Source organism: Myxococcaceae bacterium JPH2, assembly GCA_016458225.1.
Lineage (GTDB): Bacteria > Myxococcota > Myxococcia > Myxococcales > Myxococcaceae > Citreicoccus.
This window is the reverse complement of the sequence record JAEMGR010000010.1, coordinates 155,594-177,272: the sequence shown is the minus strand read 5'-3', so window position 1 is coordinate 177,272 and position 21,679 is coordinate 155,594. Positions and strand designations below refer to the sequence as shown.

The window sequence follows — 21,679 nt, the reverse complement described above, 5'->3', positions numbered from 1 at the left end:
TGTGGCTTCAGCTCGTCACGCCGAGCAGCTCGCGAATCTGGCGAAGCATGGCGATCTCCTCCGCGTGCACGCTGCCGTCGTGGGTGATGAGTTCCTGGGCGGCTCGGATGACTGCCGCCGGGTCCATGCGCAGGAGGCCCAGGTTGGGGGCGGGCAGGGGCGAGCCGTGCTGGAGGCAGTGCGTGAGCGCGGTCAGCTCCGCGAGCGGGACGCTCATCCCTCGGGCTGCCGCCACGAGGTGATCGATCTCCGCGCGGGTGACTCGGTCATCGCTGGTGACGATCTGGAGCAACAGCTTGAGGACTTCGATGTGGAATTGGGAATCGGGGTCCGAGGGCATGCTCATTCGGGCTGGTCCATGGGGATTCCCCAGGCTGTCCCGTTATGGCGGGCGCGTCCAGTCATCGTCTTCGCGCGGTCGGCGACGGGCGGGCAGGCCGGCAGGAGTGGGTTGCGCGAATGACCCATCCCGGGAAGCATGCGCGACCGCATGGATGCACTGTCCCCCCTGTTCGCGTTGCACGACCGGATCCGCGCCCATCCTGTCTGGACCGTTCTCCTCTGCCTGCTCGTCCTGGGGGGCGCCGGAGCGGTCGCCAGTCGGGTCCATCTGGACGAGAACGTCGCCGCCCTGCTGCCGGGCGGGCCGGGCTCTCCGGGCGAGGCGGCCACGCTGCTGTCCGAGTTCGGGGCGCTGGACACACTGCTCCTGGACCTGTCGTTGCCAGGTGGCTCGCGGGACGAGCTGATCGCGCAAGGGGATGCGCTGGTCGCGAGGCTGAAGGCGACGAACCAGTTCTCCCAGCTCTACTCGGGGCCCACCCAAGCCGAGCTGGTGAAGCTGGGCACGTTGGTGCTCCCCAAGCGGCTGTACCTGCTGGAGAACCCCCGCGAGGAATTGGAGGCGCGCCTCGCGCCCGAGCGGCTGAGCCAGAGCCTCGCGCGGCTGAAGCTGTCCTTGGCCGCGCCGGAGGCGATGGGCCTCAAGCAGATGTTGCTCGCGGACCCCCTGGGGTTGAACGCGGACCTGCTCGGGCGGCTCGCGAAGCAGGGCGGCGACCTCCAGTTGGACCGAGGGCACTTGCTGTCATCCGACGGCACCCACCTGTTGCTCGTGGGAACGCCCGCGCGGCGAGCGCTCGACGTCGATGCCTCGCAGGCGTTGATGGATGAGCTGGGGCGCGTCTCCGGAGAGCTGAAGCAGGCGACGGGCGGGCGCGCGACGCTGCGCTGGGTGGGCGGCCCGCGCTTCGCGGCCGAGAGCGCCGCTGCCATCCGCCATGACATCTCCGACAACTTCATCCTCTCCACGGTGGTGATGCTCGCCGTGTTCGTGGTGCGCTTCCGAGGGCTGCGGCTCCTGGTGCTCGCGTCGGTGCCGCTCGTGTTCGGCGTCGTGGGCGGCGTGGCGGCCATGACGTTGCTGCAAGGGCACATGCACGGGCTCACGCTGGGCTTCGGGTCCGCCTTGGTGGGCATCGCCATGGACTACCCGCTGCATCTCATCAACAGCGCGGCCGCCGAGCCGGGAGACCGAGCGCACGCGTACACCGCGACGACGCGGGCCGTGTTCCAGGGGCTGTGTCTGGGGTTCTTCACCACCGCGATGGGGTTCCTCGCGCTGTTCCTCTCGGAGTTCCCCGCGCTGCGTGAGCTGGGGTACTTCTCCACCATCGGGCTGGTGCTGGCGTTCGTTGCCAACTTCGTGCTCGTGCCTCCGCTGTGTGCGCGGTTCGGGCCGCAGCGTCCGTCTCCCTCGGGGATGGCCCCGCGCCTGCTTCGCTTCGCGTTGCCTCCGCGCGCGGCGCTGGTGACGACGATTGTCCTGTTGGCGCTGGGGGGCTGGTTCTCGCGAAGCCTCGTGTTCGATGGGGACTTGCGGAAGCTCGACTCGCAGAACGCACGCACGCTGGCGGACTATGACGAGGTGCTCGCGCTGTTCCGCCAGCCGTCGAGTTCCTCGCTCGTGGTGTCGAGCGGGGCAACGTTGGAGGACGCGCTTCGGGTGAACGACGCGGTGGCGCGGTCCATCGAGCCCTTGAAGCGCTCGGGGGTGCTCTCGTCCGCGATGAGTCTGGCGGCGCTGGTTCCCTCGGCGGAGACCCAGCGGCAGCGCGCGGAGCAGTTGCGCGGGATGGACCTGGAGGCCGCGAAGCAGAAGCTCTCCGCCGCGAGTGTCGCGGCGGGCTTCACCCCCGAGGCCTTCACTCGCTTCTGGCAGGAGGTGGGCACGGTGTCGCGCGGCGAGGTGGCGCCCATCACCCCCGAGGAACTCCAAGGCACGTCATTGGGAATGCTGCTGTCGCGGGCCATCCGCTGCGAGGGTGGGGAGTGCCGGGTCGCGACGACGTTGGAGCGCCGCGCGGGAAGCTCGCTGGATGCGGTGAGCGCGGTCCTGCCCTCGGGCGCGCGCATGGTGGACAGCGAGGCCCTGGCCAACCGAGCGGTGGCGGAGATTCCCCGGCAGATCGCCATGCTGTGTGTGCTCGGCATCTTCGGGAACGTGCTGTTCCTCACCTGGGTCTACCGCTCCGTGCGCCAGGCGATCCTCACGTGCCTGCCTTGTGCGGTGGCGCTGGTGTTGACCGTGGGGCTCATGTCGCTGCTGGGCCTGCCGGTGAACCTCGTATCGGCCGGCGGGCTCGTGCTCGTGTTCGGCTGCGGCGTGGACTACGGCCTCTTCGCGCTGGAGGGGCTCGCGGGGAATCAACCGGACGGAGTCGAGCAGCTCGGGGTGTTGCTGGCCGCGTTCACCACGCTCGCGGGCTTCGGCACGCTGGCCATCGCCCAGAACGGGGCGATGCGGGCGCTGGGAATCTCCACGGGGCTGGGGACCGCCATCAGCGCCGCGGTGGCGTTGGTGCTGCTGCCGGGCCTGGCGGCGCGATGGCTGCGTCCGGTGGTTCAGGGCGCGAGCAAGAACGCCCTGACCTCGGATGTCACCTCGGAGTGAGTCAGGAAGAAGTAGTGGTTCGTCCCGCGCAGCTCCACGACGCTCGCCGCGGGCAACTGGCGCTGGAGCCGCTCACGCTCCTGAGCCCCCAGTCTGGCGAGTGACGTCAGCACCCGCAGGGCCTGTTCGCGAGCGGGTGCCTCCAGCGTGGCGACCCAGGGCTGGACGATGTCGGCGGACTCCTCCACGACGAAGTAGGCGAGCACGGGCGCTTGGACGCGTGAGTAGTCCGGGGTCGCGTTGCCCTGGGCGAGCTGCTCGTAGACGAAGCCTGGGGTGATGTCCTCGGTCCACTGTCCGCTGGGGGCGAAGACGTTGCTCGCTCGGACCTCGGACTCGGGGACGGTGATGCCTTGAAGACGCGCTTGCCAGGACTGGAAGGCGCGGGGCGAGGCGAGGTCCTGCGCGCTCGGAGGCGGGAACGCGGGGGCGTCCTTCACCACGGCGTCGATCGCGGTGTGATCATAGGCGGCCTCCAGGTACACGAGTTTGTGGACACGCTCCGGATACGTGCCCGCGAATGCGGTCAGCTCATCTCCCGCGACCGAGTGTCCGACGAGGGACACCTTGTCCAGGTGCAGGGCATCCAGCGCGCGGCGGAGGTCCTCCACACGGGTGCGCAGGTCATAGCCCGCGGGAGGCTTGCTGGATGCTCCGAAGCCGCGCCGGGTGAGGGCGACGACGTGGAACGCATCGGTGAGGCGCGGGGCGTAGTCGTCGAAGATGTGCGCGGTGTTGCCCAGTCCCGCGAGCAACACGACGTGCGCGCCCTGGCCGCCGAAGTCGAGGTACTCCAGCGCCGCGCCCTCGCTGACGCGAACGCTCCCCACGCGATGCGCGGCCGAATCGGTCCACTGGGGCTCATCGCGGAGCGCGGCGCGCTGCGTGCAGCCCACGAGGAGCAGCACCGCGGCGAGTCCCAGGAGGCGAACGCTTCGACGTGTCATCGCGCCATCATCGCGAACACCGCTGAGCCCGTCAGTTCCTTCGGCGGATTCAGTGCGCGGGTGCATCCGGTGTCGCCGAGACATGGGGGCACGCGCGCGTGAGGCGCTCCTTCCGCTCGCAATGACAGGCACAGGACGTTGGGTTGAAGCAGGCGTCGATCTGCTTGGGCTGGGTGCAGTCGCACTCGGGCCGGGCTGGCATCTCGCGCAGCTCTTGCTCCGCGCGACGTGAGCAGGGATCGCACGGGGCGCAGTCGCTCGGGCAGGCGTCTTGCGAAGCCTCCTCGGAGTTGTACCAGGGCTGAACCGAGCCGGCCTCGGCGCCACCTGTCCAGCTTCGGACCGTGCAACCTCCGGGAGAGGGGTCGCAGCAGCGCGCGCAGCCGGACTCATCGGGCGCGCGACAAGCCCGAGGGGCGGTGCTCACGGGGGATTCGGGAGGCTTCTCCTCGTGCGTGTGCTTGCATCCGGACACGCACAGCCACAGCACGGCCCAGCACCACCATGAGCGGGACATCGTTCCTCCTCGGATGGGCGCCGGTGTTCGCGGCGCACGCGCGGTGTAGCAGGCACGGCTTCTCGTGAGCGACCCGGTTGGCAAACAAGGGTGAAGCGGGCAACGTTGGCGCACTCTTCACGCTGTCCCCTTCATGATCGCGAACCTCCACAACGCCGACATCCCGCGACCTGTCATCGAGGTCATCTCCCGCCTGCGCGAACTGGGCCACGCCGTCTACCTGGTGGGCGGCTGCGTCCGGGACATGGTCCGTCAGGTCCATCCCAAGGACTTCGATGTCGCCACCAGCGCGCTGCCTCAGGAGGTCCAGGCCGCGTTCCGCAAGGTGATTCCCACGGGCATCCAGCACGGCACCGTGACGGTGGTGACGGGCGGCAACCATGTGGAGGTCACCACCTTCCGCTCGGAGGGCGACTACCTGGATGGCCGGCGCCCCAGCTCCGTGGCCTTCGAGCGGGACATCGTGAAGGACCTGTCGCGGCGCGACTTCACCATCAACGCGATGGCCTACAACCCGCTCGACCGCGAGCTGGTGGATCCGTTCGAGGGGCAGACGGACTTGCAGGCGCAGCTCATTCGCTGCGTGGGCTCGGCGCAGGAGCGCTTCTCCGAGGATGGGCTGCGCCCGCTGCGCGCGGTGCGCTTCGCCGCCGTGCTGGGCTTCACGCTGGACGCGTCCACGCGCGACGCCATCCCCGCCACGTTGGATGTGTTCCGCAAGGTGGCGCTGGAGCGCGTGCGCGAGGAGTTCGTGAAGCTGCTCATGTCGCCTCGGGCCGAGGGCGGACTGTTGCTGCTCGAGCAGACCGGGTTGCTCGGCGTGTTCCTTCCCGAACTGGCGCGGGCCGATCCTGACGCTGCCCGGCAGGCGCGGCACGCGGCGCAGGTCGCGGTGCATGAGCAGGATGTGCGGGTCGCGGCGCTGCTCGCGGACTTGACCACCGGGCCGCAGGCGCGCGACCTCTGTCTGCGCCTCAAGTTCTCCAACAAGACGGCGGACCTGGTCGGGCTCCTGGTGGAACACGCGAAGCTGGAGGCTCGGCTGGGCGACTCGGATCCCACCCTGCGGCGGATGCTCGCTCGACTGGGGGTACCGCAGCTCCCGGCCTTGCTGGCGGTGGCGCGCGCGAGGGTGGAAGCCCGAACCCCCGAACTGCGTCCCGCGCTGGAGCAGCTCGCGGCGCGGCTGGAGGCGATCGCCGCCACGAAGCCGCCCCTCGTGGCCAAGGACCTGGCACTCACGGGCAAGGACATCATGGCCACGCTGGGGGTGGGTCCCTCGCCCATCGTCGGCGAGGCGACGCGGTTCCTGGTGGAGGCGGTGCTCGATGACCCCTCGCTGAACACCCCCGAGCGCCTCCAGGACGCGCTGCGGAGCTGGAGGTCGCGTCCGTCGGGTGGTGCATGAGGCGAGAGCCCCGGCCAGGCGAGCAGGGGAGGGGGAATCGCGCTGCCCCCAGGTCCTCTGCCCGTGCGCGCGGGCCCGCGGGCGTGTAGGAAGGGCCCCATGCGAGTCGTCGTTGCCATGAGCGGAGGAGTGGACTCCTCGGCCGCCGCCGCGCTCCTCAAGGAGCAGGGGCATGAGGTCATCGGTATCACCCTTCGCGTGTGGTCCTACGAGGACAACGCGAAGTGCGGGAGCTGCTGCAGCCCCGACGACATCGATGACGCGCGCGCCGTGGCGAACACGCTGGGCATCCCGTTCTACGTCGCGAACGCGGAGGAGATCTTCCAGGAGCGCGTGGTCAGCCCGTTCGTCCAGTCGTACCTGGGCGGGCGCACGCCCATCCCGTGTGTCGCCTGCAACCGCGACGTGAAGTTCAACTACCTCCTCAAGCGCGCGAGGGCGCTCGGAGCCCGGCTCGCCACGGGGCACTACGCGCAGGTCGAGGAGGTCGGCGGTCGCTACGTCCTGCGGCGCGCGGTGGATGCCGCCAAGGACCAGAGCTACTTCCTCTTCACGCTCGGCCAGGAGGAGCTGCGCGACGTGCTCTTCCCCGTCGGACACCTCACCAAGCCCGAGGTGCGCGCCATCGCCGAGCGACACCAGCTCCCCACGAGCCACAAGCCCGAGAGCATGGAGATCTGCTTCGTGCCGGACGGTGACTACGCGGGCTTCGTGGAGAAGGTCGCGGGCCCGCAGCCCGAGGGCGACATCGTGGATGCGTCGGGCGCCGTGCTCGGCACGCACCAAGGCATTCACCGTTACACGGTGGGGCAACGTCGGGGCCTCAACCTGGGCGGCGGCGAAGTGCGCTACGTGCAGCGTCTGGAGCCGGACACGAACCGCGTGGTGGTGGGGCCGGCCGAAGGCTCCGCGCGCGACACGTTCGGCCTGCTCCAACCCCACTGGGTGGATGCGGTGCCTCCGCCGGAGCAGACCGTGGAGGTTCGGATCCGGCACCGGCATGCGGGCGCGGCAGGTCGGGTGCAGGTGTCGCCGCACGGGCTCGTGTCCGTGAAGCTCGATGCGCCCGCGCGCGCCGTCACGCCGGGCCAGGCCGCGGTGGTGTACTCGGGAGATCGCGTGCTCGGGGGCGGGTGGATCGTCTGACCTCGCGGGTCGGCGGTTGCCGTCGCGCGGTGTCGTGAGGCTCGCGCGAGCCATGCTTCCGCACGGGTTCCGTGAATTTGACCGACCTGGGGGTGGGGCGTACCTTGCGCCCACGTTGTCGCTACAGGGCGTTACACGGCCCGTGGCGCGCACAAGAGGTCTGCACTGCCATGCGTGACGCCCATCGGATGAAGGAGAAGTTCGACGTCTCGCTCGACAACCGGCAGATCGTCAGCTTGATGATCGCCGGCATCGTCGTCATGGGGGCCGTGTTCGTGCTCGGCGTGGTGGTGGGCAAGAAGCTCGCCGGCAACGCGCAGGCCGCCGCCGCGCCCGACCTGTTGTCCGCGCTGGATGCCAACGCGCAGGCGCTCCAGGAGGTCCAGAAGGAGCCGCCGCTCACCTTCCAGGACGAGCTGACGCGCAAGTCCACCGCCGAGCCCGCGCTCCCGCCGGCGCCCAAGCCTGTGGCCCGCGCCTCGGACAAGCCCGCGGCGAAGCCGGTCGAGAAGCCCACGCTGGCGCCGACCCCGGATCCGGACACCGGCGAGCTGCCCATGTCGGACGACGCGCGGGTCGCCGCCGCCGAGAAGCCCGCCGCTCCCAAGCCCGAGCCCGTGGCCGCCAAGCCGGTGGAGAAGCCGGAGCCCGTGGCCGCCAAGCCGGTGGAGAAGCCGGAGCCTGTCGCCGCGAAGCCGACCCCGAAGCCCGAGACCGTCTCCGGGAAGGTCGAGGACGCCGCCGTTCCGACCCGGACCGCGTCGCGCGAGGGTGGGGGCCTGAAGGAGGCCATCGACCGCGTCACCCAGCATCCGGCCGAGCCGCCCAAGCCCTCCGAGGCGGTGAAGGGGGGGGCGTTCAGCCTCCAGCTCTCGGCATTCCAGAATCGTCCAGAGGCGGACCGTTTCGCCGCCCGGTTGCGTGACCGGGGCTATGCCCCCTATATCGTCCCGGCCGAGGTGCCTGGAAAGGGCACCTGGTACCGGGTCCGCATGGGCAGCTTCGCCTCGAAGGAGGCGGCGGGTCGGTACCTGGCAGACTTCAAGCGAGAGACCCAGCTCGACGCGTTCGTGGCCGGCACGACGAACTAGGGCAGGGCGAGGAAGACGCAAGCACCATGACGACGACGAGGCGGGTGGAGAAGCCCTGGGGCTACGAGCTGATCTGGGCTCACACCGAGCGCTACGTGGGCAAGCTGCTGCACGTGAAGCAGGGCCACAAGCTCAGCCTGCAGTACCACAACCGCAAGGACGAGACGATCCACGTACAGAGCGGCAAGCTGCTCTTCGTCGTGGACGAGGGCCAGGGCCTCATCGAGAAGGAAATGCTTCCCGGTGAGAGCTACCACATCAAGCCCCTCATGAAGCACCGCATGGTCGCCCTCACGGACTGCGACATCCTCGAGGTCAGCACCCCCGAGCTGGATGACGTGGTCCGGCTCGAGGATGCCTACGGCCGCACCGGCACCAGCACTCCGTAGGACGCAGGGCATCGGCGCTCCCCGCACGCTCCCGCATCGTGGCGGTGAGCGCGGGGGCGCACGCTACTGTCGCGCGGCGCTCGGATTGCGGGTCCACTTGTCGACGTTGCCGTCGCCGTCCACGTCCTCGCCGATGCGATCGACCTGGTTGCCTTCCCAGTACTCCCAGTAGTCGACCCGGCCGTCGTGGTTGTTGTCGTTCTCCTTGCGGACCAGCACGCCCTTTTCGAAGAAGAGGAACGAGTCGGGGCGGCCATCGCCGTCGATGTCGCGCTCGCCCTTGACCTTGAGTCCCTTCTCGAAGGTGTACGTGGCATCGACCTTGCCGTCGTAGTCCAGGTCCATGACCTCGCGGACCTTCTCGCCGTGCTCGTCGAAGTACTGGGTGAGGTCCACCTTGCCGTCCCAGTTCAGGTCCAGCTCCTTGCGCACCACGCGCTCGCGCTCGTGGCCGTCCGGGGACTTCACCGTCACGGAGTACGTCCACACATCCGGGGAGTGGTCGCCGTTGACGTCCATCTCCGTGACCTGCTCGTCCCGGGAGCGCTCGGGGCGGATGGGTTCGGCCTTCCGGGGCCCCAGGGCGCCCTCCGCCGCGTCGTCGCGCCGGGCCCCCTTGTCACCGCTACAACCGGGAAATACTCCCGCGGCCAGGAATCCCAACAAAATCCAACGGTTCACAGGGGACATGCGTGCTCCGGGGCTGGCGGGGCGCTCCGTCCGCGCCGTCCGCAATCCGCGCTTCGCAGGCCACGTCATTCCATATATTTTCACATATCGCCATGGCCCGAAAGAAGATCAGCACCACCATCTACATCACCCCGGAGCAGAACGATCTGCTCAAGGCGCTGAACCAGAAGACCAAGGTGCCCGTGGCCGAGTACATCCGCCAAGGCATCGACCTGGTCCTGGAAAAGTACAAGGCCCAGCTACCGGGGCAGGCAACCTTTGATGAGCTCTCGTGACGAGGGCTCGAACCAATGAGGCGTGACGTGACGAGCATGCATGGCAAGCGGATAGCCGTCCTGGGGGGCGCGGGGTTCGTGGGCTCGCACCTGTGTGAGCGGCTGCTGGATGACGGGGCCGCGGCGGTCTTCGCGGTGGACAACCTCATCACCGGGAACGAGGAGAACGTCCGCACGCTGAAGCCGCGGCCGGGCTTCACGTTCATGCGCCAGGACATCGTCGAGGGGCTCGAGGTGGATGGCCCGCTAGACTACGTCTTCAACATGGCCTCGCCCGCGTCGCCCATCGACTATGCGAACCTCCCGCTGGAGACGCTGCGCGTGGGCTCCATCGGGACGGAGAACGCGCTGAAGCTGGCCGAGCGCAAGGGCGCCGTGTTCCTCATGGCCTCCACCTCGGAGATCTACGGCGACCCGGCAGTGCATCCGCAGCGCGAGGACTACTGGGGCAACGTCAATCCCATTGGGCCGCGCTCCGTCTACGACGAGGCCAAGCGCTACGCCGAGGCCATCACCGCCGCCTACGCGCGCAGCCGCGGGGTGAAGACCCGCATCGTGCGCATCTTCAACACCTATGGGCCGCGCATGCGCCTCAACGATGGCCGCGTGGTGCCGGCCTTCGTGGGCCAGGCGCTGCAGGGCGAGGACTTCACGCTCTTTGGTGACGGCAGCCAGACGCGCTCGTTCTGCTACGTGAAGGACCTGGTGGACGGGCTGGTGCGCCTGGCGCTGTCGGACGTGACGGATCCGGTGAACATCGGCAACCCGCGCGAGATGACCATCCGCCAGTTCGCCGAGGCGGTGCGCGTGGCGGCGGGCGGTGGCGGCAAGCTCGTCTTCAAGCCGCTGCCCAAGGATGATCCGAAGCAGCGCCAGCCGGACATCACTCGGGCGCGCACGCTGCTGGGTTGGGAACCCAAGGTGGCCCTGGAGGACGGTCTGCGGGAGACCATCGCGTATTTCCGCGAGGTTGCCGGGCGCAGGACCTCGGCATAGGTTGCCGCCGCAATCGATGTGCTCAACGGTGCGGCCACGAGCGGTGGCCGGGAGCGTACTGGCGTGAAAGTCCTGGTGACGGGCGGCGCGGGCTTCATCGGCTCGCACGTGTGTGACGAGTTCCTCAAGGGTGGCCACGAGGTCATCGCGCTGGACGATCTGTCCGGCGGCAAGCGTGAGAACCTGGACCCTCGCGTCCGGCTGGTGGTGCACGACATCCGCAGCCGCGAGGCCTCGGAGTTGATCAAGTCCGAGAAGCCGCAGGTCATCTGCCATCTGGCGGCGCAGATGGACGTGCGCCGCAGCGTGGAGGACCCGAGCTTCGACGCGGACGTGAACATCCGCGGCATGCTCAACCTGCTGGAGGCGGCCCGTCACGCGGGCGTGAAGAAGGTCCTCTTCAGCTCGACGGGCGGCGCCATCTATGGCGAGCAGGACGTGTTCCCCGCCCCCGAGTCGCATCCGACGCGGCCGGTGTCGCCGTATGGCGTCTCCAAGGCGTCCGGCGAGCTGTACCTCGGCTACTACCGGGCGCAGTACGGCCTGCCGTACGTGGCCCTCCGGTACGCCAACGTGTACGGCCCGCGGCAGAACCCGCATGGCGAGGCCGGCGTGGTGGCCATCTTCAGCCAGCGGCTCATCGCGGGCCAGGGCTGCACCATCTTCGGCGAGGGCAAGCAGTCGCGGGACTTCGTCTTCGGTCCGGACGTGGCGCGCGCCAACTACCTCGCCTTCGAGAAGGACTACGTCGGGGCGGTGAACATCGGCACGGGCGTGGAGACGGACATCAACCAGCTCTACAAGGCCCTGGCTGACGCCGCGGGCTCCACCCAGCCGGCCACGCACGCGCCGGGCAAGCCGGGCGAGCAGCTCCGCTCGTGCATCGACAACAGCCTGGCGAAGAAGGTGCTCGGCTGGCATCCGACGGTGGACCTGGCCGAGGGCGTGCGCCGGACCATCGCGTACTTCCGTCAGAAGGCCGCCGCGCCCACCCGCGCCATGGGGTGAGGGGTGGGTGGGGTGCTCTCGTGCCGTCCTCCCAGGCGGAGGACGGCGCGCGGTGCCTCTTTGGAACAGCGCCGCGCGCGGACGGGTTGCCTGGGCGGCGGGCGCGCTCACGCGTAGATTTTCGCGCGGTTTGGTGTTAGCCACGCCCGCTTCGATTAGCGACGAGCGTCCCGAGCATGCCGGCCGAAAACGCGCACATCCGCAACTTCTGCATCATCGCCCACATCGACCACGGTAAGTCGACGTTGGCGGATCGCCTCCTCGAGAAGACTGGAACGCTGACCAAGCGGGAAGCGCAGGCCCAGTTCCTCGACAACATGGACATCGAGCGCGAACGGGGCATCACCATCAAGGCCCAGTCCGTGCGGATGAACTACACCGCCAAGGACGGCAAGACGTACGTCCTCAACCTCATCGACACGCCGGGACACGTGGACTTCGCCTACGAGGTGAGCCGCAGCCTCGCCGCGTGCGAGGGCGCGCTGCTCGTGGTGGACGCCAGCCAGGGCGTGGAAGCCCAGACGCTGGCCAACGTCTACATGGCGTTGGATCACGACCTGGAGATCATCCCGGTCATCAACAAGATCGACCTGCCGAGCGCGGACGTGGCGCGCACGCGGGCCGAGATTGAAGACGTCATCGGCATCGACGCGTCCGTGGCCGTGCCCGCCTCCGCGAAGGAGGGCGTGGGCATCCATGACATCCTCGAGTCCGTCGTGGCGCGCGTGCCTCCGCCCACCGGCTCCGCGGACGCGCCGCTCAAGGCGCTCATCTTCGACTCCTGGTACGACAACTACCGGGGCGTGGTGACGCTGGTGCGCGTGCTGGAGGGCACCCTCAAGCTGAAGCAGAAGATCAAGCTCTTCAGCAACAACAAGGTCTTCGAGGTGCAGGAGCTGGGCGTGTTCAGCCCGTTCTCGCGCCCGGTGCAGCAGCTCATCGCGGGCGAGGTGGGTGTCCTCGTCGCGAACATCAAGGAGCTGCCGGACGCGAAGGTGGGCGACACCGTCACCGAGGAGGCGCGTCCCACGGAGGAGGCGTTCCCGGGCTTCCAGGAAGTGAAGCCGATGGTGTTCAGCGGCATCTTCCCGGTGGACTCCGCCGAGTACGAGAACCTGCGCGACGCGCTCGCCAAGCTGAAGCTGAACGACTCGGCCTTCACCTATGAGCCCGAGTCCTCCACGGCGCTCGGCTTCGGGTTCCGCTGCGGCTACCTGGGCCTGCTCCACATGGAGATCGTCCAGGAGCGCCTGGAGCGCGAGTACAACCTCAACCTCATCACCACCGCGCCTTCCGTGGTGTACCGCATCACCACGAGCAAGGGCGAGGTGACGCTGGTGGACAACCCGGCCAAGCTGCCGCCCGTCCAGAACATCGCGAAGTTCGAGGAGCCGCTGCTCTCCTGCCACATCCACGTCCCGAATGATCACCTGGGCGCCATCCTGAAGCTGTGCCAGGAGCGGCGCGGGGTGCAGAAGGACATGAAGTACCTGGGCAGCAGCGGCCAGCGCGTGCAGGTGACGTACGAGATGCCGCTGGCCGAGGTGGTGTTCGACTTCTTCGACAAGCTGAAGAGCGTCTCGCGCGGCTACGCGAGCCTCGACTACGAGCTGTCTGGCTACGCCGAGGCGGATCTGGCCCGGTTGGACATCCTCATCAACGGGGATCCGGTGGACGCGCTGAGCGTCATCGTGCACCGCGATCGCGCGTACCTGCGCGGCCGCGAGGTCTGCCAGAAGCTCAAGGAAGTGATTCCCAAGCAGATGTACGAAGTGGCCATCCAGGCGGCCATCGGCGCGAAGATCATCGCGCGCGAGACCATCTCGGCCATGCGCAAGAACGTGCTCGCCAAGTGCTACGGCGGTGACATCAGCCGCAAGCGCAAGCTCCTCGAGAAGCAGAAGGAGGGCAAGAAGCGCATGAAGCAGGTGGGCACGGTGGAGATTCCCCAGGAAGCCTTCCTCGCGGTCCTCAAGACGGAGCAGTAGGCCCCATGAACGCGGCCAGTCCTCCCGTGAAGCTCGGAGCGGCCATGGCCGCTCGCCGTACCCCGGAGCAGCTCAAGGCTCGGCGCCAGTGGGTCTGGCGCGAGATGCTGACGAGCCTGTGGGCCCCGCTGTCGCTGCTGGGCATCGCGTTCGTGCCCTACGTCACGCTCATCGAGGTGGCGCCTTCGACCGCGGGCTGGGCGCAGCCCGCGATGAAGGGCTTCGGGCTCCTGATGGTGGCGTACTTCGTGGCGCTGCTGGTGTGGCGCAACGCCTCCGCCAAGGAGCGGGCCATCCGGCAGCTGCGCCACGACGCGCGCGAGCTGATCGCCGAGGACGAGCGCATCCTCTCGCGCGTGCAGGGCAAGGTGTCCGCGCAGGCAAGCGAGCGCATCACCGAGCAGGCCCTGCGCGTGGAGACGGCCTCCATGGAGGGCGACGCGGCGCGGCTCCAGGCGGAGGTCAAGACGCTGGAGGCGCTCACCGCCGAGCACCTGGGCCCGTACCGCAAGCAGTCCGCGTGGGACTTCATCGGCGGGTTCGCCAAGGCGCTCTTCATCGCCCTGGTCATCCGCACCGTCATCGTGGAGCCGTACCGGATTCCGTCCGGCTCCATGTTGCCCACGCTCCAGATTGGCGATCAGGTCTTCGTCAACAAGTTCATCTACGGCGTGCGCATCCCGTTCCTCAACGTGGTGCCGTTCCGCATCGTCCGCGCGCCCGCGCGAGGCGACGTCATCGTCTTCAACAACCCCGTGGACGAGTCCAAGGACTTCATCAAGCGCGTCATCGGCGTGCCGGGTGACACGGTGGAGATCGTCGACGGCGTGGTCGTCATCAACGGGCAGCCTCAGCCGCGCCAGCTCGTGTCCACCGACTTCGTGGTGCACAACTGGAACGAGCAGGGGAGCGAGTGGTTCGACGAGGAAGAGGTCCTCTACCGCGAGGACCTGGCGGGCGTGGAGCACGCCGCGCTCCAGAACGCCGTCCAGCAGCCGAGCAAGGCCCGTGAGGGCCCGTACGTGGTCCCCGCAGGTCACGTCTTCGTGATGGGGGACAACCGCAACAACAGCCTCGACAGCCGCTATGGACTCGGTGGGCCCATCCGCGTGGCCTACGTGCCGTTTGGCCACATCAAGGGCAAGGCGATGGTGGTGTGGTTGTCGCTGGGCTACGGCGGCCTGCTGAGCAACCTGTTCGGCGGCACGGGCTTGCGGTTGGATCGCTTCTTCGAACCGGTGCGCTGATGTCCGTGTGACGGGGGCCTGCGCGCCGTGCTTGACGCAACGTGCGGCGCGGGGTACGCGGCGCCCCCGGCCCATGAGACACCTTCTTGGAATCGAAGGCTGGCGCCGGGATGAGCTGATCGCGCTGCTCGATCGCGCGCGAGCCCATCTTCCCGGTGGTCCAGATGCCTCGCACACCCTTCGGGGGCGCGTGGTCGCGAACCTGTTCTTCGAGGACTCTACCCGGACGCGCTCCTCCTTCGAGGTCGCCGCGCGAGGGTTGGGAGCGGATGTCCTCAACTGGGGCCTGGTCGGCTCCTCGGCTTCCAAGGGCGAGACGCTGCTGGACACCGCGCGCAACATCGAAGCGCTGGGGCCCGCGGTCATCGTCATCCGGAACCGGGCCTCGGGCGCGCCGCACCTCGTCGCGCAGCACGTGCGCTGCGCCGTGGTGAACGCGGGGGACGGTGCGCACGAGCATCCGTCCCAGGCCCTGCTGGATGCCTTCACACTCCGCCGCCGCTGGGGCAGCCTGGAAGGGCGCACGGTGCTCATCGTCGGCGATGTGCAGCACAGCCGCGTGGCTCGCTCGAACCTGCTGTGCCTCAAGGCGCTGGGGGCCCGCGTGGTGCTGTGTGGTCCGCCCACGCTGATCCCGCCTGGCCTCGAGGAGATGGGGGGCGAGGTCACGCACCGGTTGGATGAGGTGCTGCCCCAGGCCGACGCGGTCATGTGTCTGCGGCTCCAGACGGAGCGGATGGGTGAGGCGTCCCTGCCCTCCACGCGCGAGTACGCGCGCCTGTTCGGCCTCAACGCCGCGCGAGCCGAGCGCATGAAGCCCGAGGCGTTGGTGCTTCACCCCGGCCCCATCAACCGCGGCGTCGAGCTGGCGCCCGGCGTGGCGGATGGACCTCGCAGCGTCATCCTGGAGCAGGTGGCCAACGGCGTCGCGGTTCGCCGGGCCATCCTGGAGGTGTGCGCGTCATGAGTTCAGTGCTCTTCCGGCGGGGGCGGCTCATTGATCCACGCCACGGTGTGGACGGCGTGCACGACGTGCTGGTGCGCGACGGGAAGGTGGTCGAGGTCTCGGCCCAGCCCATCGCCGCGCCCGCGGGCGCTCGCGTGGTGGAGGCCGCGGGCCAGTGGGTGGTGCCAGGCTTCATCGACCTGCACGTGCACCTGCGCGAGCCGGGCGAAGAGGGCAAGGAGACGGTGCTCACCGGGTGTCGCTCGGCGGTGGCGGGCGGCTTCACCGCGGTGGTGGCCATGCCCAACACCAAGATCGTCAACGACAGCGCGCTCGTCACCGAGCTGGTGCTGTCACGCGCCCGTGACGCGAACCTCTGTCACGTCTACCCCGCTGGGGCCATCACCAAGGGCCTCAAGGGCGAGGAGCTGGCCGAGGCGGGCGAACTGGTGGCCGCCGGCTGCGTGGCCATCACCGACGACGGCCGGCCCGTGATGAGCGCGGCGCTGATGCGGCGCGCGCTCCAGTACGCCACGCTCTTCGACATCCCCGTGATGGTGCACGAGGAGGACCTCACGCTGTCGGCCGGCGGCACCATGCACGAGGGCGCCACCTCCACGCGCCTGGGGCTGCGAGGCATCCCGGCGTCCGCCGAGGTCGCCATGGTGGCGCGCGACATGGTGCTGCTCGAGGAGACGAAGGGCCGGCTGCACGTGGCGCACGTCTCGTGCGAGGGCAGCGTGCGCCTCATCCGCGAGGCCAAGCAGCGCGGCCTGCGCGTCACCTGCGAGGTGGCGCCGCATCACTTCACCTTGGATGACCGCGCGGTGGGCAACTACGACACGCACGCGAAGATGGCCCCGCCGCTGCGCTCGGACCGCGACGTCCTGGCGCTGCGCGAGGCGCTGGTGGATGGCACGGTGGACGCCATCGCCACGGACCACGCGCCGCACGGTGTGCTGGACAAGCAGGTGGAGTTCGAGAAGGGCATCAACGGCATCGTCGGCCTGGAGACCGCGGTGGGGCTGACGCTGGCGCTGGTGCATGGGGGGCTGTTGAGTCCTCGGCGCGCCGTGGAGCTGCTGTCGGAGGGCCCGGCGAGAGCGTTCGGCCTGCCGGGCGGCCACCTGGCCGTGGGGGCACCGGCGGACATCACGGTGGTGTCGCCGGATGAGGAGTGGACGGTGGACGTCCAGCGTTTCTATTCCCGCAGTCGCAATACCCCGTTTCATGGCCGGTCGATGAAGGGCCGCGTGACGCAGACGTGGGTGAGTGGTCGCTGCGTTTACGAGGGGGGCCAGGTGAGCCCCTCCAAGGAGTCTCGGTGATGACGAAGCGGGCGGTACTCGCGCTGGCGGATGGCACCACGTTCGAGGGTCGTGCTTTTGGCGCGACCGGTGAGTTGGTGGGCGAGGTGGTCTTCAACACGTCGATGTTCGGCTACCAGGAGATCCTCACGGACCCCTCGTATGTCGGGCAGATCGTCACCATGGCGTACCCGGAGATGGGCAACGTCGGTGCCAATCCGGAGGACGAGGAGGCGGGACAGCCGCATGCGGTGGGCATGGCGGTGCGCTCGCTCACGCCGCAGGCTTCCAACTGGCGCTCGAAGGAGTCGCTGGATGCGTACCTGAAGCGGCACGGCCGCGCCGGCATCGAGGGCGTGGACACCCGGCGGCTCGTGCGCCACCTGCGCACGCACGGCTCGCAGACGGGCGTCATCTCGTCGGACGGGCACTCCGCCGCCGCGCTGGTGGAGCGGGCTCGGACCGCCCCGGGCATGGAGGGCATGGACCTGGCCACGGGCGTCTCGACGAAGACGCCGTACGTCTTCACCACGCCGTCGCCGGACGTGTTCCGCTCGCCGAACGACCCTCGGCCCACGCCGGAGCTGCGCTTCGATGTCGTCGCGTACGACTACGGCCTCAAGCGCTCCATGCTCCAGTACCTGGTGGATGAGGGCTGCCGCGTGACGGTGGTTCCTTCCAACACCACCGCGGAAGAGGTACTGGCTCGCAAGCCACACGGCGTCTTCCTGGCCAACGGCCCCGGGGACCCGGCCGCCGTGAAGGGCGCGGACCGCACCGTGGCGGCGCTCTTGGGCAAGGTGCCCGTGTTCGGCATCTGCCTGGGGCACCAGATCATGGCGCTGGCCCTGGGCGGCCGGACGTACAAGATGAAGTTCGGCCACCGCGGCGCCAACCAGCCCGTGAAGGACCTGACCACCGGCAAGGTGGAGATCACCGCCCAGAACCACGGCTTCGCCGTGGACGACGCCAGCCTCAAGGGGAAGGCGGTGGTGACCCACATCAACCTGAACGATGGCACGGTGGAGGGGCTGGCCGTCCCGGACGCGCGCGCCTTCAGCGTCCAGTACCACCCCGAGGCCTCGCCCGGCCCTCACGACGCACGCTATCTCTTCGCCCGCTTCGCGAAGCTGATGGCGGGGTAGGATGCTCCACCGCCCCATGGACACGCCTCAGACCCCGCTCTCCTATCAGCCCTATCTGGATCAGCTCATCGCCTTTGGCAGCGAGGAGCCGCGCAAGGCGGACCTCCTGGTGGCCAAGGCGGAGTACTTCCGCCTGACGGGCGAGGTCTTCGAGGACGACAAGCTCTTCGAGCTGCGCATGGCGTCGTTCCTCGACTACTACCTCTACGACCGCGTCTCGCCGCAGACGGGCAAGACGCCGGCCGTGGAGCTGTACGAGGCGCGGGTGCAGAACACGGCCCCCGAAGAGGTGAACGCCTTCCGCAGCTTCACGGAGACCGTCCACGGCCTCTTCGAGGTCCGCAAGCTGGGCAAGGGGATGGTGCGCCTCCGGGAGCTGTTCTCCGGCAAGGACTTCGATGTGACGGAGCGCCGTCACGTCGCGGGCCTGGAGACGGGGGACGTTCTGGAGGCCCGCCTCATCCCGTTCGGTGGGCACCTGCTGTTCTCCTCGGCGTTCTGCTACCACCCGAGCGCCGTGGTGAAGTCCATCAAGGCGGAGGTCAAGCGCCGCAAGAAGAAGGAGCCGGAGCGCCCGGCCAAGGAGCTCGTCTGGGAGTGTGCCCGACGCGCCCTCAACACGGAGCGCTACCGCCAGCTCGCCGTCGAGAAGCTCTACGACTTCGAGCAGAAGGTGCTCTGAGTCTGGACCATGGCCGCTGCGCTGCGTCTCTCAGACGCGGTGCACGGTCATCAGGTTGGTGTTGCCGGGAACGTTGAGTGGCACTCCGGCGACAATCACCACGGGCTCGCCCGGAGCGGCGAGCCGCTCCTCCCGGCACAAGCGGCGCACCTGTCGCAGCATGGCGTCCGTGGACGTCACGCGCTTCACGCGCAGCCCCGTGACGCCCCAGTAGAGCGCCATGCGATGCACCGCCTCGAGGTTCGGGGTGAGCGCGAGGATGCGCGCGTGCGGGCGGTACTCGGACAGGAGCCGCGCGGTGTGGCCGCTCTCCGTGTACGCGACGATGGTCTCACTGCCCAACTGGTGCGCTGCCGCCACGGCGGCCGCGGCCACGCCCGTGCCCAGGTCGTCCGAGTGCTCGAAGGGCGTGGGGTGGGGGTGCTTCAAGGTTCCGCGCTCCGTCTCTTCGACGATGCGCGCCATGGTGGCCACCGCGTCGACGGGGTGTCGGCCCGCCGCCGTCTCGCCGGAGAGCATCACCGCGTCCGCGCCATCGAGGATGGCATTGGCCACATCGGACACCTCCGCGCGGGTGGGGCGGGGGTTGTTCACCATGCTCTCCAGCATCTCCGTGGCGACGATGACGATGCCGCCGCGCCGGTTCACCTCGCGGACGATGCGCTTCTGGATGGCGGGGAGCTGCTCCAGCGGCATCTCCACACCCAGGTCGCCACGGGCCACCATGACGCCGTCCGACGCGCGCGCAATCGACTCCAGGTTCTCCACCGCCTGCGGCTTCTCAATCTTCGCGATGAGCGGCGTCCGGTTCCGCGCCACGAGGGCCCGTGCTCGCTTCACGTCCTCGGCCGAGCGCACGAAGGAGAGGGCCACGTAGTCCACGCCCAGCTCCTGGCCGAAGGCGAGGTCCTCCACGTCCTTGGGCGTGAGGGTCGGCACGGAGACCGCGGCGCCCGGCAGGTTCAGGCCCTTGTGATCCTTGAGCAGGCCGCCCACCTCCACGCGGCACGTCACCTCGCGCCCCTCCACCTTGCGCACGCGCAGGCGCACGCGCCCGTCATCCAGCAACACCACCTCGCCACGCGTCACGTCACGGGGCAGGGTGCGCACCGGGGTGGGGATGAGCGAGCCGTGGCCCAGCACGGCCCGGGTGGTGAGCGTGACGGTCTGCCCCGTCTTCACCGTGAGGTGTCCACCTTCGAACTTTCCCAGGCGAATCTTGGGGCCCTGCACATCCTGGAGGATGGCCACGGGCACGCCCAGCTTGCGGGACGCCTCGCGGACGAGCTCCACGCGGCGTCGGTGCTCCTCGTGCGTCCCATGGGAGAAGTTGAGCCGAGCCACGTTCATGCCGGCGCGAATCAGCCCCTCGATGACCTCTCGCGTGTTCGAGGCAGGTCCCAGCGTGCAGATGATTTTCGCCTTGCGCATAGGTCCGGCCATCGTAGGCGGCGGACGGACCGGCTTGACAGGCTCGCGGGAGGGGGACTACTTCTGGAGTTGGTTCGCTGAAGACTCCTCCGTCGTCGGAGGAGAGAAAGCCCGGCTTCCCTGGGAGGGGGGGCCGGGCTTTCGCGCGTCAGGTGCTGGGTCGCCGCCTAGAGGCTGATTTCCTTCCCCGCGCCCGCGGGCGGGGACTCGGGCGGGTGGGGCGTGACATCGGGCAAGTCGCCGCCGCCCGTGGGGCCATGGGGCGAGGGCACCGGAAGCGCGTCGCTCCCACCACCCAGGTCGTCGCTCCCCGTGCTCGGCCCGCTGCCGCCCACGCCAGGGCCGGCCTCCTCCTGCTTCTGGAGGGCCTCAATCTCGGCGCGGGTGATGCCGGCCATGGTCAGCACCTTGCGCGTGACGCGGATGCGGGCGTTGCTGTGCAGCGCCATGGCGATGGAGTCCGATGGACGGGCGTCCAGGGTGACCTGCTTCTTGCCCTGCTGGAGGAAGAGCCGTCCGCTGTAGACGTTGTCGCGCAGGTCGTCGATGCGGACCTCCGTCACCTGGCCCCCCAGCTTGGACACGACGTCATCCAGCAAGTCTTGCGCGAGGGGTTGCGGGGGCGCTCGCTCGGCGAGGCGGAACGCGATGGAGATGGCCGCGGCCTCGTCCACGAAGACTGGCAGCACCGTCTCCCCATCCTTGGTGGTCAGCACGACGGCGTGCGTCTGCGCCTCCACCAGGGGCACCACGTCCTTCACTTCCAACTCGACCAGCTCGGTGCAGGCCTTGGGATCGCCGCCCTTCTCGGTGAGGCAGGGCTGACTTGTTCCCGGGGCACCCTTCGTTGCCTTCTTCGAGGAGGCGACGGCGCCGGGAATCCCGAACGCCGGGAGGAGAAGCAGCCCTCCGAGCGCCAGCACCACGGCGGACAGCGGAGCGAGAAGCAGGTTGGCGCGGTTGGGCGTTTTCACACCCCTAAGCTACGCACCCCCCTCCTCCTCGGGAGGGCGCGCCGCCGTCACCTCGCCCAGGCAATCCACGACCTCCCGCCTCCCAGGTTGAAGGGCAGGCAGGGAGGCGTGGGTGAGGCAGGAGGTTCAGCGGTCGTCGTCGGACTCGTCTTCGTCGTCGTAGTCCTCGTCGTCCTCGACGTCCTCGTCCTCATCCTCGTCGGACTCGTCATCGTCCTCCTCGGATTCGTCCTCGTCGTCGTCCTCCTCTTCGTCCTCGTCCTCAAGCTCGTCTTCGAGTTCCTCCGCCTCCAGCGTCATGGTGGCGGCGAACTTCTTGCTGAGGGCGGCGATCTGCGCGCGCATCTCCGTCAACGCCGCGACGAAGTCCTCCGCGAGGTTGGTGGGCGCCTTCGAGTCGCAATGCGGGCAGACGATCTTCTCAGTCCCCTCGATGAGGTCCTGGGCGTCCAGCTCGAAGCTCGCCTCGCACTTCTGACAGGTGAAGTCGATGCTCATGGTCGGGCGCGGCATACAAAGCCATCCAACCAGCTGTCAAC

Annotated in this window: 20 protein-coding genes; 14 read left to right on the top strand and 6 right to left on the bottom strand. The window is 68.9% G+C overall.

The features are described 5' to 3' along the window. Positions 1 to 7 precede the first annotated feature (7 nt). The gene (locus JGU66_18115; GenBank protein ID MBJ6762685.1) at positions 8 to 346 is read right to left on the bottom strand and encodes a TerB family tellurite resistance protein; all 339 of its coding nucleotides are present in this window, start codon (positions 344 to 346) and stop codon (positions 8 to 10) included. Positions 347 to 490: 144 nt separating this feature from the next. Here JGU66_18115 and JGU66_18110 point away from each other — a divergent pair, with 144 nt between their 5' ends. Then, positions 491 to 2,953: an MMPL family transporter gene (locus JGU66_18110; protein MBJ6762684.1), complete on the top strand. Its 2,463-nt coding sequence runs from the start codon at positions 491 to 493 to the stop codon at positions 2,951 to 2,953. On the opposite strand, the gene JGU66_18105 is transcribed toward JGU66_18110, so the two are convergent. Beyond that, positions 2,905 to 3,900, bottom strand: a complete 996-nt coding sequence (locus JGU66_18105) for an alpha/beta fold hydrolase (GenBank protein MBJ6762683.1) — start codon at positions 3,898 to 3,900, stop codon at positions 2,905 to 2,907. The two genes, JGU66_18110 and JGU66_18105, sit on opposite strands and share 49 nt — an antisense overlap. A 650-nt stretch (positions 3,901 to 4,550) precedes the next feature. On the opposite strand from JGU66_18105, the gene JGU66_18100 reads away from it, so the two are divergent. From JGU66_18100 to JGU66_18085, 4 genes are all read left to right on the top strand, one after another. Beyond that, positions 4,551 to 5,825, top strand: a complete 1,275-nt coding sequence (locus JGU66_18100; protein MBJ6762682.1) for a CCA tRNA nucleotidyltransferase — start codon at positions 4,551 to 4,553, stop codon at positions 5,823 to 5,825. Positions 5,826 to 5,924: 99 nt separating this feature from the next. Continuing rightward, the gene (gene mnmA, locus JGU66_18095) at positions 5,925 to 6,971 is read left to right on the top strand and encodes a tRNA 2-thiouridine(34) synthase MnmA (protein MBJ6762681.1); all 1,047 of its coding nucleotides are present in this window, start codon (positions 5,925 to 5,927) and stop codon (positions 6,969 to 6,971) included. 170 nt (positions 6,972 to 7,141) lie between these two features. Continuing rightward, the gene (locus JGU66_18090; GenBank protein MBJ6762680.1) at positions 7,142 to 8,062 is read left to right on the top strand and encodes an SPOR domain-containing protein; all 921 of its coding nucleotides are present in this window, start codon (positions 7,142 to 7,144) and stop codon (positions 8,060 to 8,062) included. Between the two features lie 26 nt (positions 8,063 to 8,088). After that, positions 8,089 to 8,451, top strand: a complete 363-nt coding sequence (locus tag JGU66_18085) for a cupin domain-containing protein (protein MBJ6762679.1) — start codon at positions 8,089 to 8,091, stop codon at positions 8,449 to 8,451. A gap of 63 nt (positions 8,452 to 8,514) precedes the next feature. Here the strand turns inward: JGU66_18085 and JGU66_18080 are convergent, their stop codons facing one another. Then, complete coding sequence (locus JGU66_18080) at positions 8,515 to 9,141, bottom strand: hypothetical protein (protein ID MBJ6762678.1); 627 nt, start codon at positions 9,139 to 9,141, stop codon at positions 8,515 to 8,517. 92 nt (positions 9,142 to 9,233) lie between these two features. Here JGU66_18080 and JGU66_18075 point away from each other — a divergent pair, with 92 nt between their 5' ends. From JGU66_18075 to JGU66_18035, 9 genes are all read left to right on the top strand, one after another. Then, positions 9,234 to 9,416, top strand: coding sequence for a ribbon-helix-helix domain-containing protein (locus JGU66_18075; GenBank protein ID MBJ6762677.1), 183 nt, complete (start codon positions 9,234 to 9,236; stop codon positions 9,414 to 9,416). 36 nt (positions 9,417 to 9,452) lie between these two features. Then, positions 9,453 to 10,412: an SDR family oxidoreductase gene (locus tag JGU66_18070; protein MBJ6762676.1), complete on the top strand. Its 960-nt coding sequence runs from the start codon at positions 9,453 to 9,455 to the stop codon at positions 10,410 to 10,412. A 63-nt stretch (positions 10,413 to 10,475) separates the two neighbouring features. Further along, a complete protein-coding gene (locus JGU66_18065; GenBank protein ID MBJ6762675.1) occupies positions 10,476 to 11,420 on the top strand; it encodes an NAD-dependent epimerase/dehydratase family protein in 945 nt (314 codons plus the stop codon). A 176-nt stretch (positions 11,421 to 11,596) separates the two neighbouring features. Continuing rightward, positions 11,597 to 13,408, top strand: coding sequence for an elongation factor 4 (gene lepA, locus JGU66_18060; GenBank protein MBJ6762674.1), 1,812 nt, complete (start codon positions 11,597 to 11,599; stop codon positions 13,406 to 13,408). Between the two features lie 5 nt (positions 13,409 to 13,413). Beyond that, complete coding sequence (lepB, locus tag JGU66_18055; GenBank protein MBJ6762673.1) at positions 13,414 to 14,655, top strand: signal peptidase I; 1,242 nt, start codon at positions 13,414 to 13,416, stop codon at positions 14,653 to 14,655. Positions 14,656 to 14,728: 73 nt separating this feature from the next. Next, entirely contained in the window at positions 14,729 to 15,622 is an 894-nt protein-coding gene (locus JGU66_18050) for an aspartate carbamoyltransferase catalytic subunit (GenBank protein MBJ6762672.1), read from the top strand. Beyond that, positions 15,619 to 16,929, top strand: coding sequence for a dihydroorotase (locus tag JGU66_18045; GenBank protein MBJ6762671.1), 1,311 nt, complete (start codon positions 15,619 to 15,621; stop codon positions 16,927 to 16,929). The genes JGU66_18050 and JGU66_18045 overlap by 4 nt, the downstream gene beginning before the upstream one ends. After that, the gene (carA, locus tag JGU66_18040) at positions 16,929 to 18,053 is read left to right on the top strand and encodes a glutamine-hydrolyzing carbamoyl-phosphate synthase small subunit (protein ID MBJ6762670.1); all 1,125 of its coding nucleotides are present in this window, start codon (positions 16,929 to 16,931) and stop codon (positions 18,051 to 18,053) included. The genes JGU66_18045 and carA overlap by 1 nt, the downstream gene beginning before the upstream one ends. 16 nt (positions 18,054 to 18,069) lie before the next feature. After that, positions 18,070 to 18,735 carry a hypothetical protein gene (locus JGU66_18035; GenBank protein ID MBJ6762669.1) on the top strand — a complete coding sequence of 222 codons (666 nt, stop codon included), beginning with the start codon at positions 18,070 to 18,072 and terminating at the stop codon, positions 18,733 to 18,735. 30 nt (positions 18,736 to 18,765) lie between these two features. Here JGU66_18035 and pyk read toward each other — a convergent pair whose 3' ends face one another. The 3 genes from pyk to JGU66_18020 all read right to left on the bottom strand — a co-directional run bounded on the left by pyk (position 18,766) and on the right by JGU66_18020 (position 21,653). Next, the gene (gene pyk, locus JGU66_18030) at positions 18,766 to 20,166 is read right to left on the bottom strand and encodes a pyruvate kinase (GenBank protein ID MBJ6762668.1); all 1,401 of its coding nucleotides are present in this window, start codon (positions 20,164 to 20,166) and stop codon (positions 18,766 to 18,768) included. Between the two features lie 167 nt (positions 20,167 to 20,333). Beyond that, complete coding sequence (locus JGU66_18025; GenBank protein MBJ6762667.1) at positions 20,334 to 21,116, bottom strand: bifunctional nuclease family protein; 783 nt, start codon at positions 21,114 to 21,116, stop codon at positions 20,334 to 20,336. A 150-nt stretch (positions 21,117 to 21,266) separates the two neighbouring features. After that, positions 21,267 to 21,653 carry a hypothetical protein gene (locus tag JGU66_18020; protein ID MBJ6762666.1) on the bottom strand — a complete coding sequence of 129 codons (387 nt, stop codon included), beginning with the start codon at positions 21,651 to 21,653 and terminating at the stop codon, positions 21,267 to 21,269. Positions 21,654 to 21,679 lie beyond the last annotated feature (26 nt).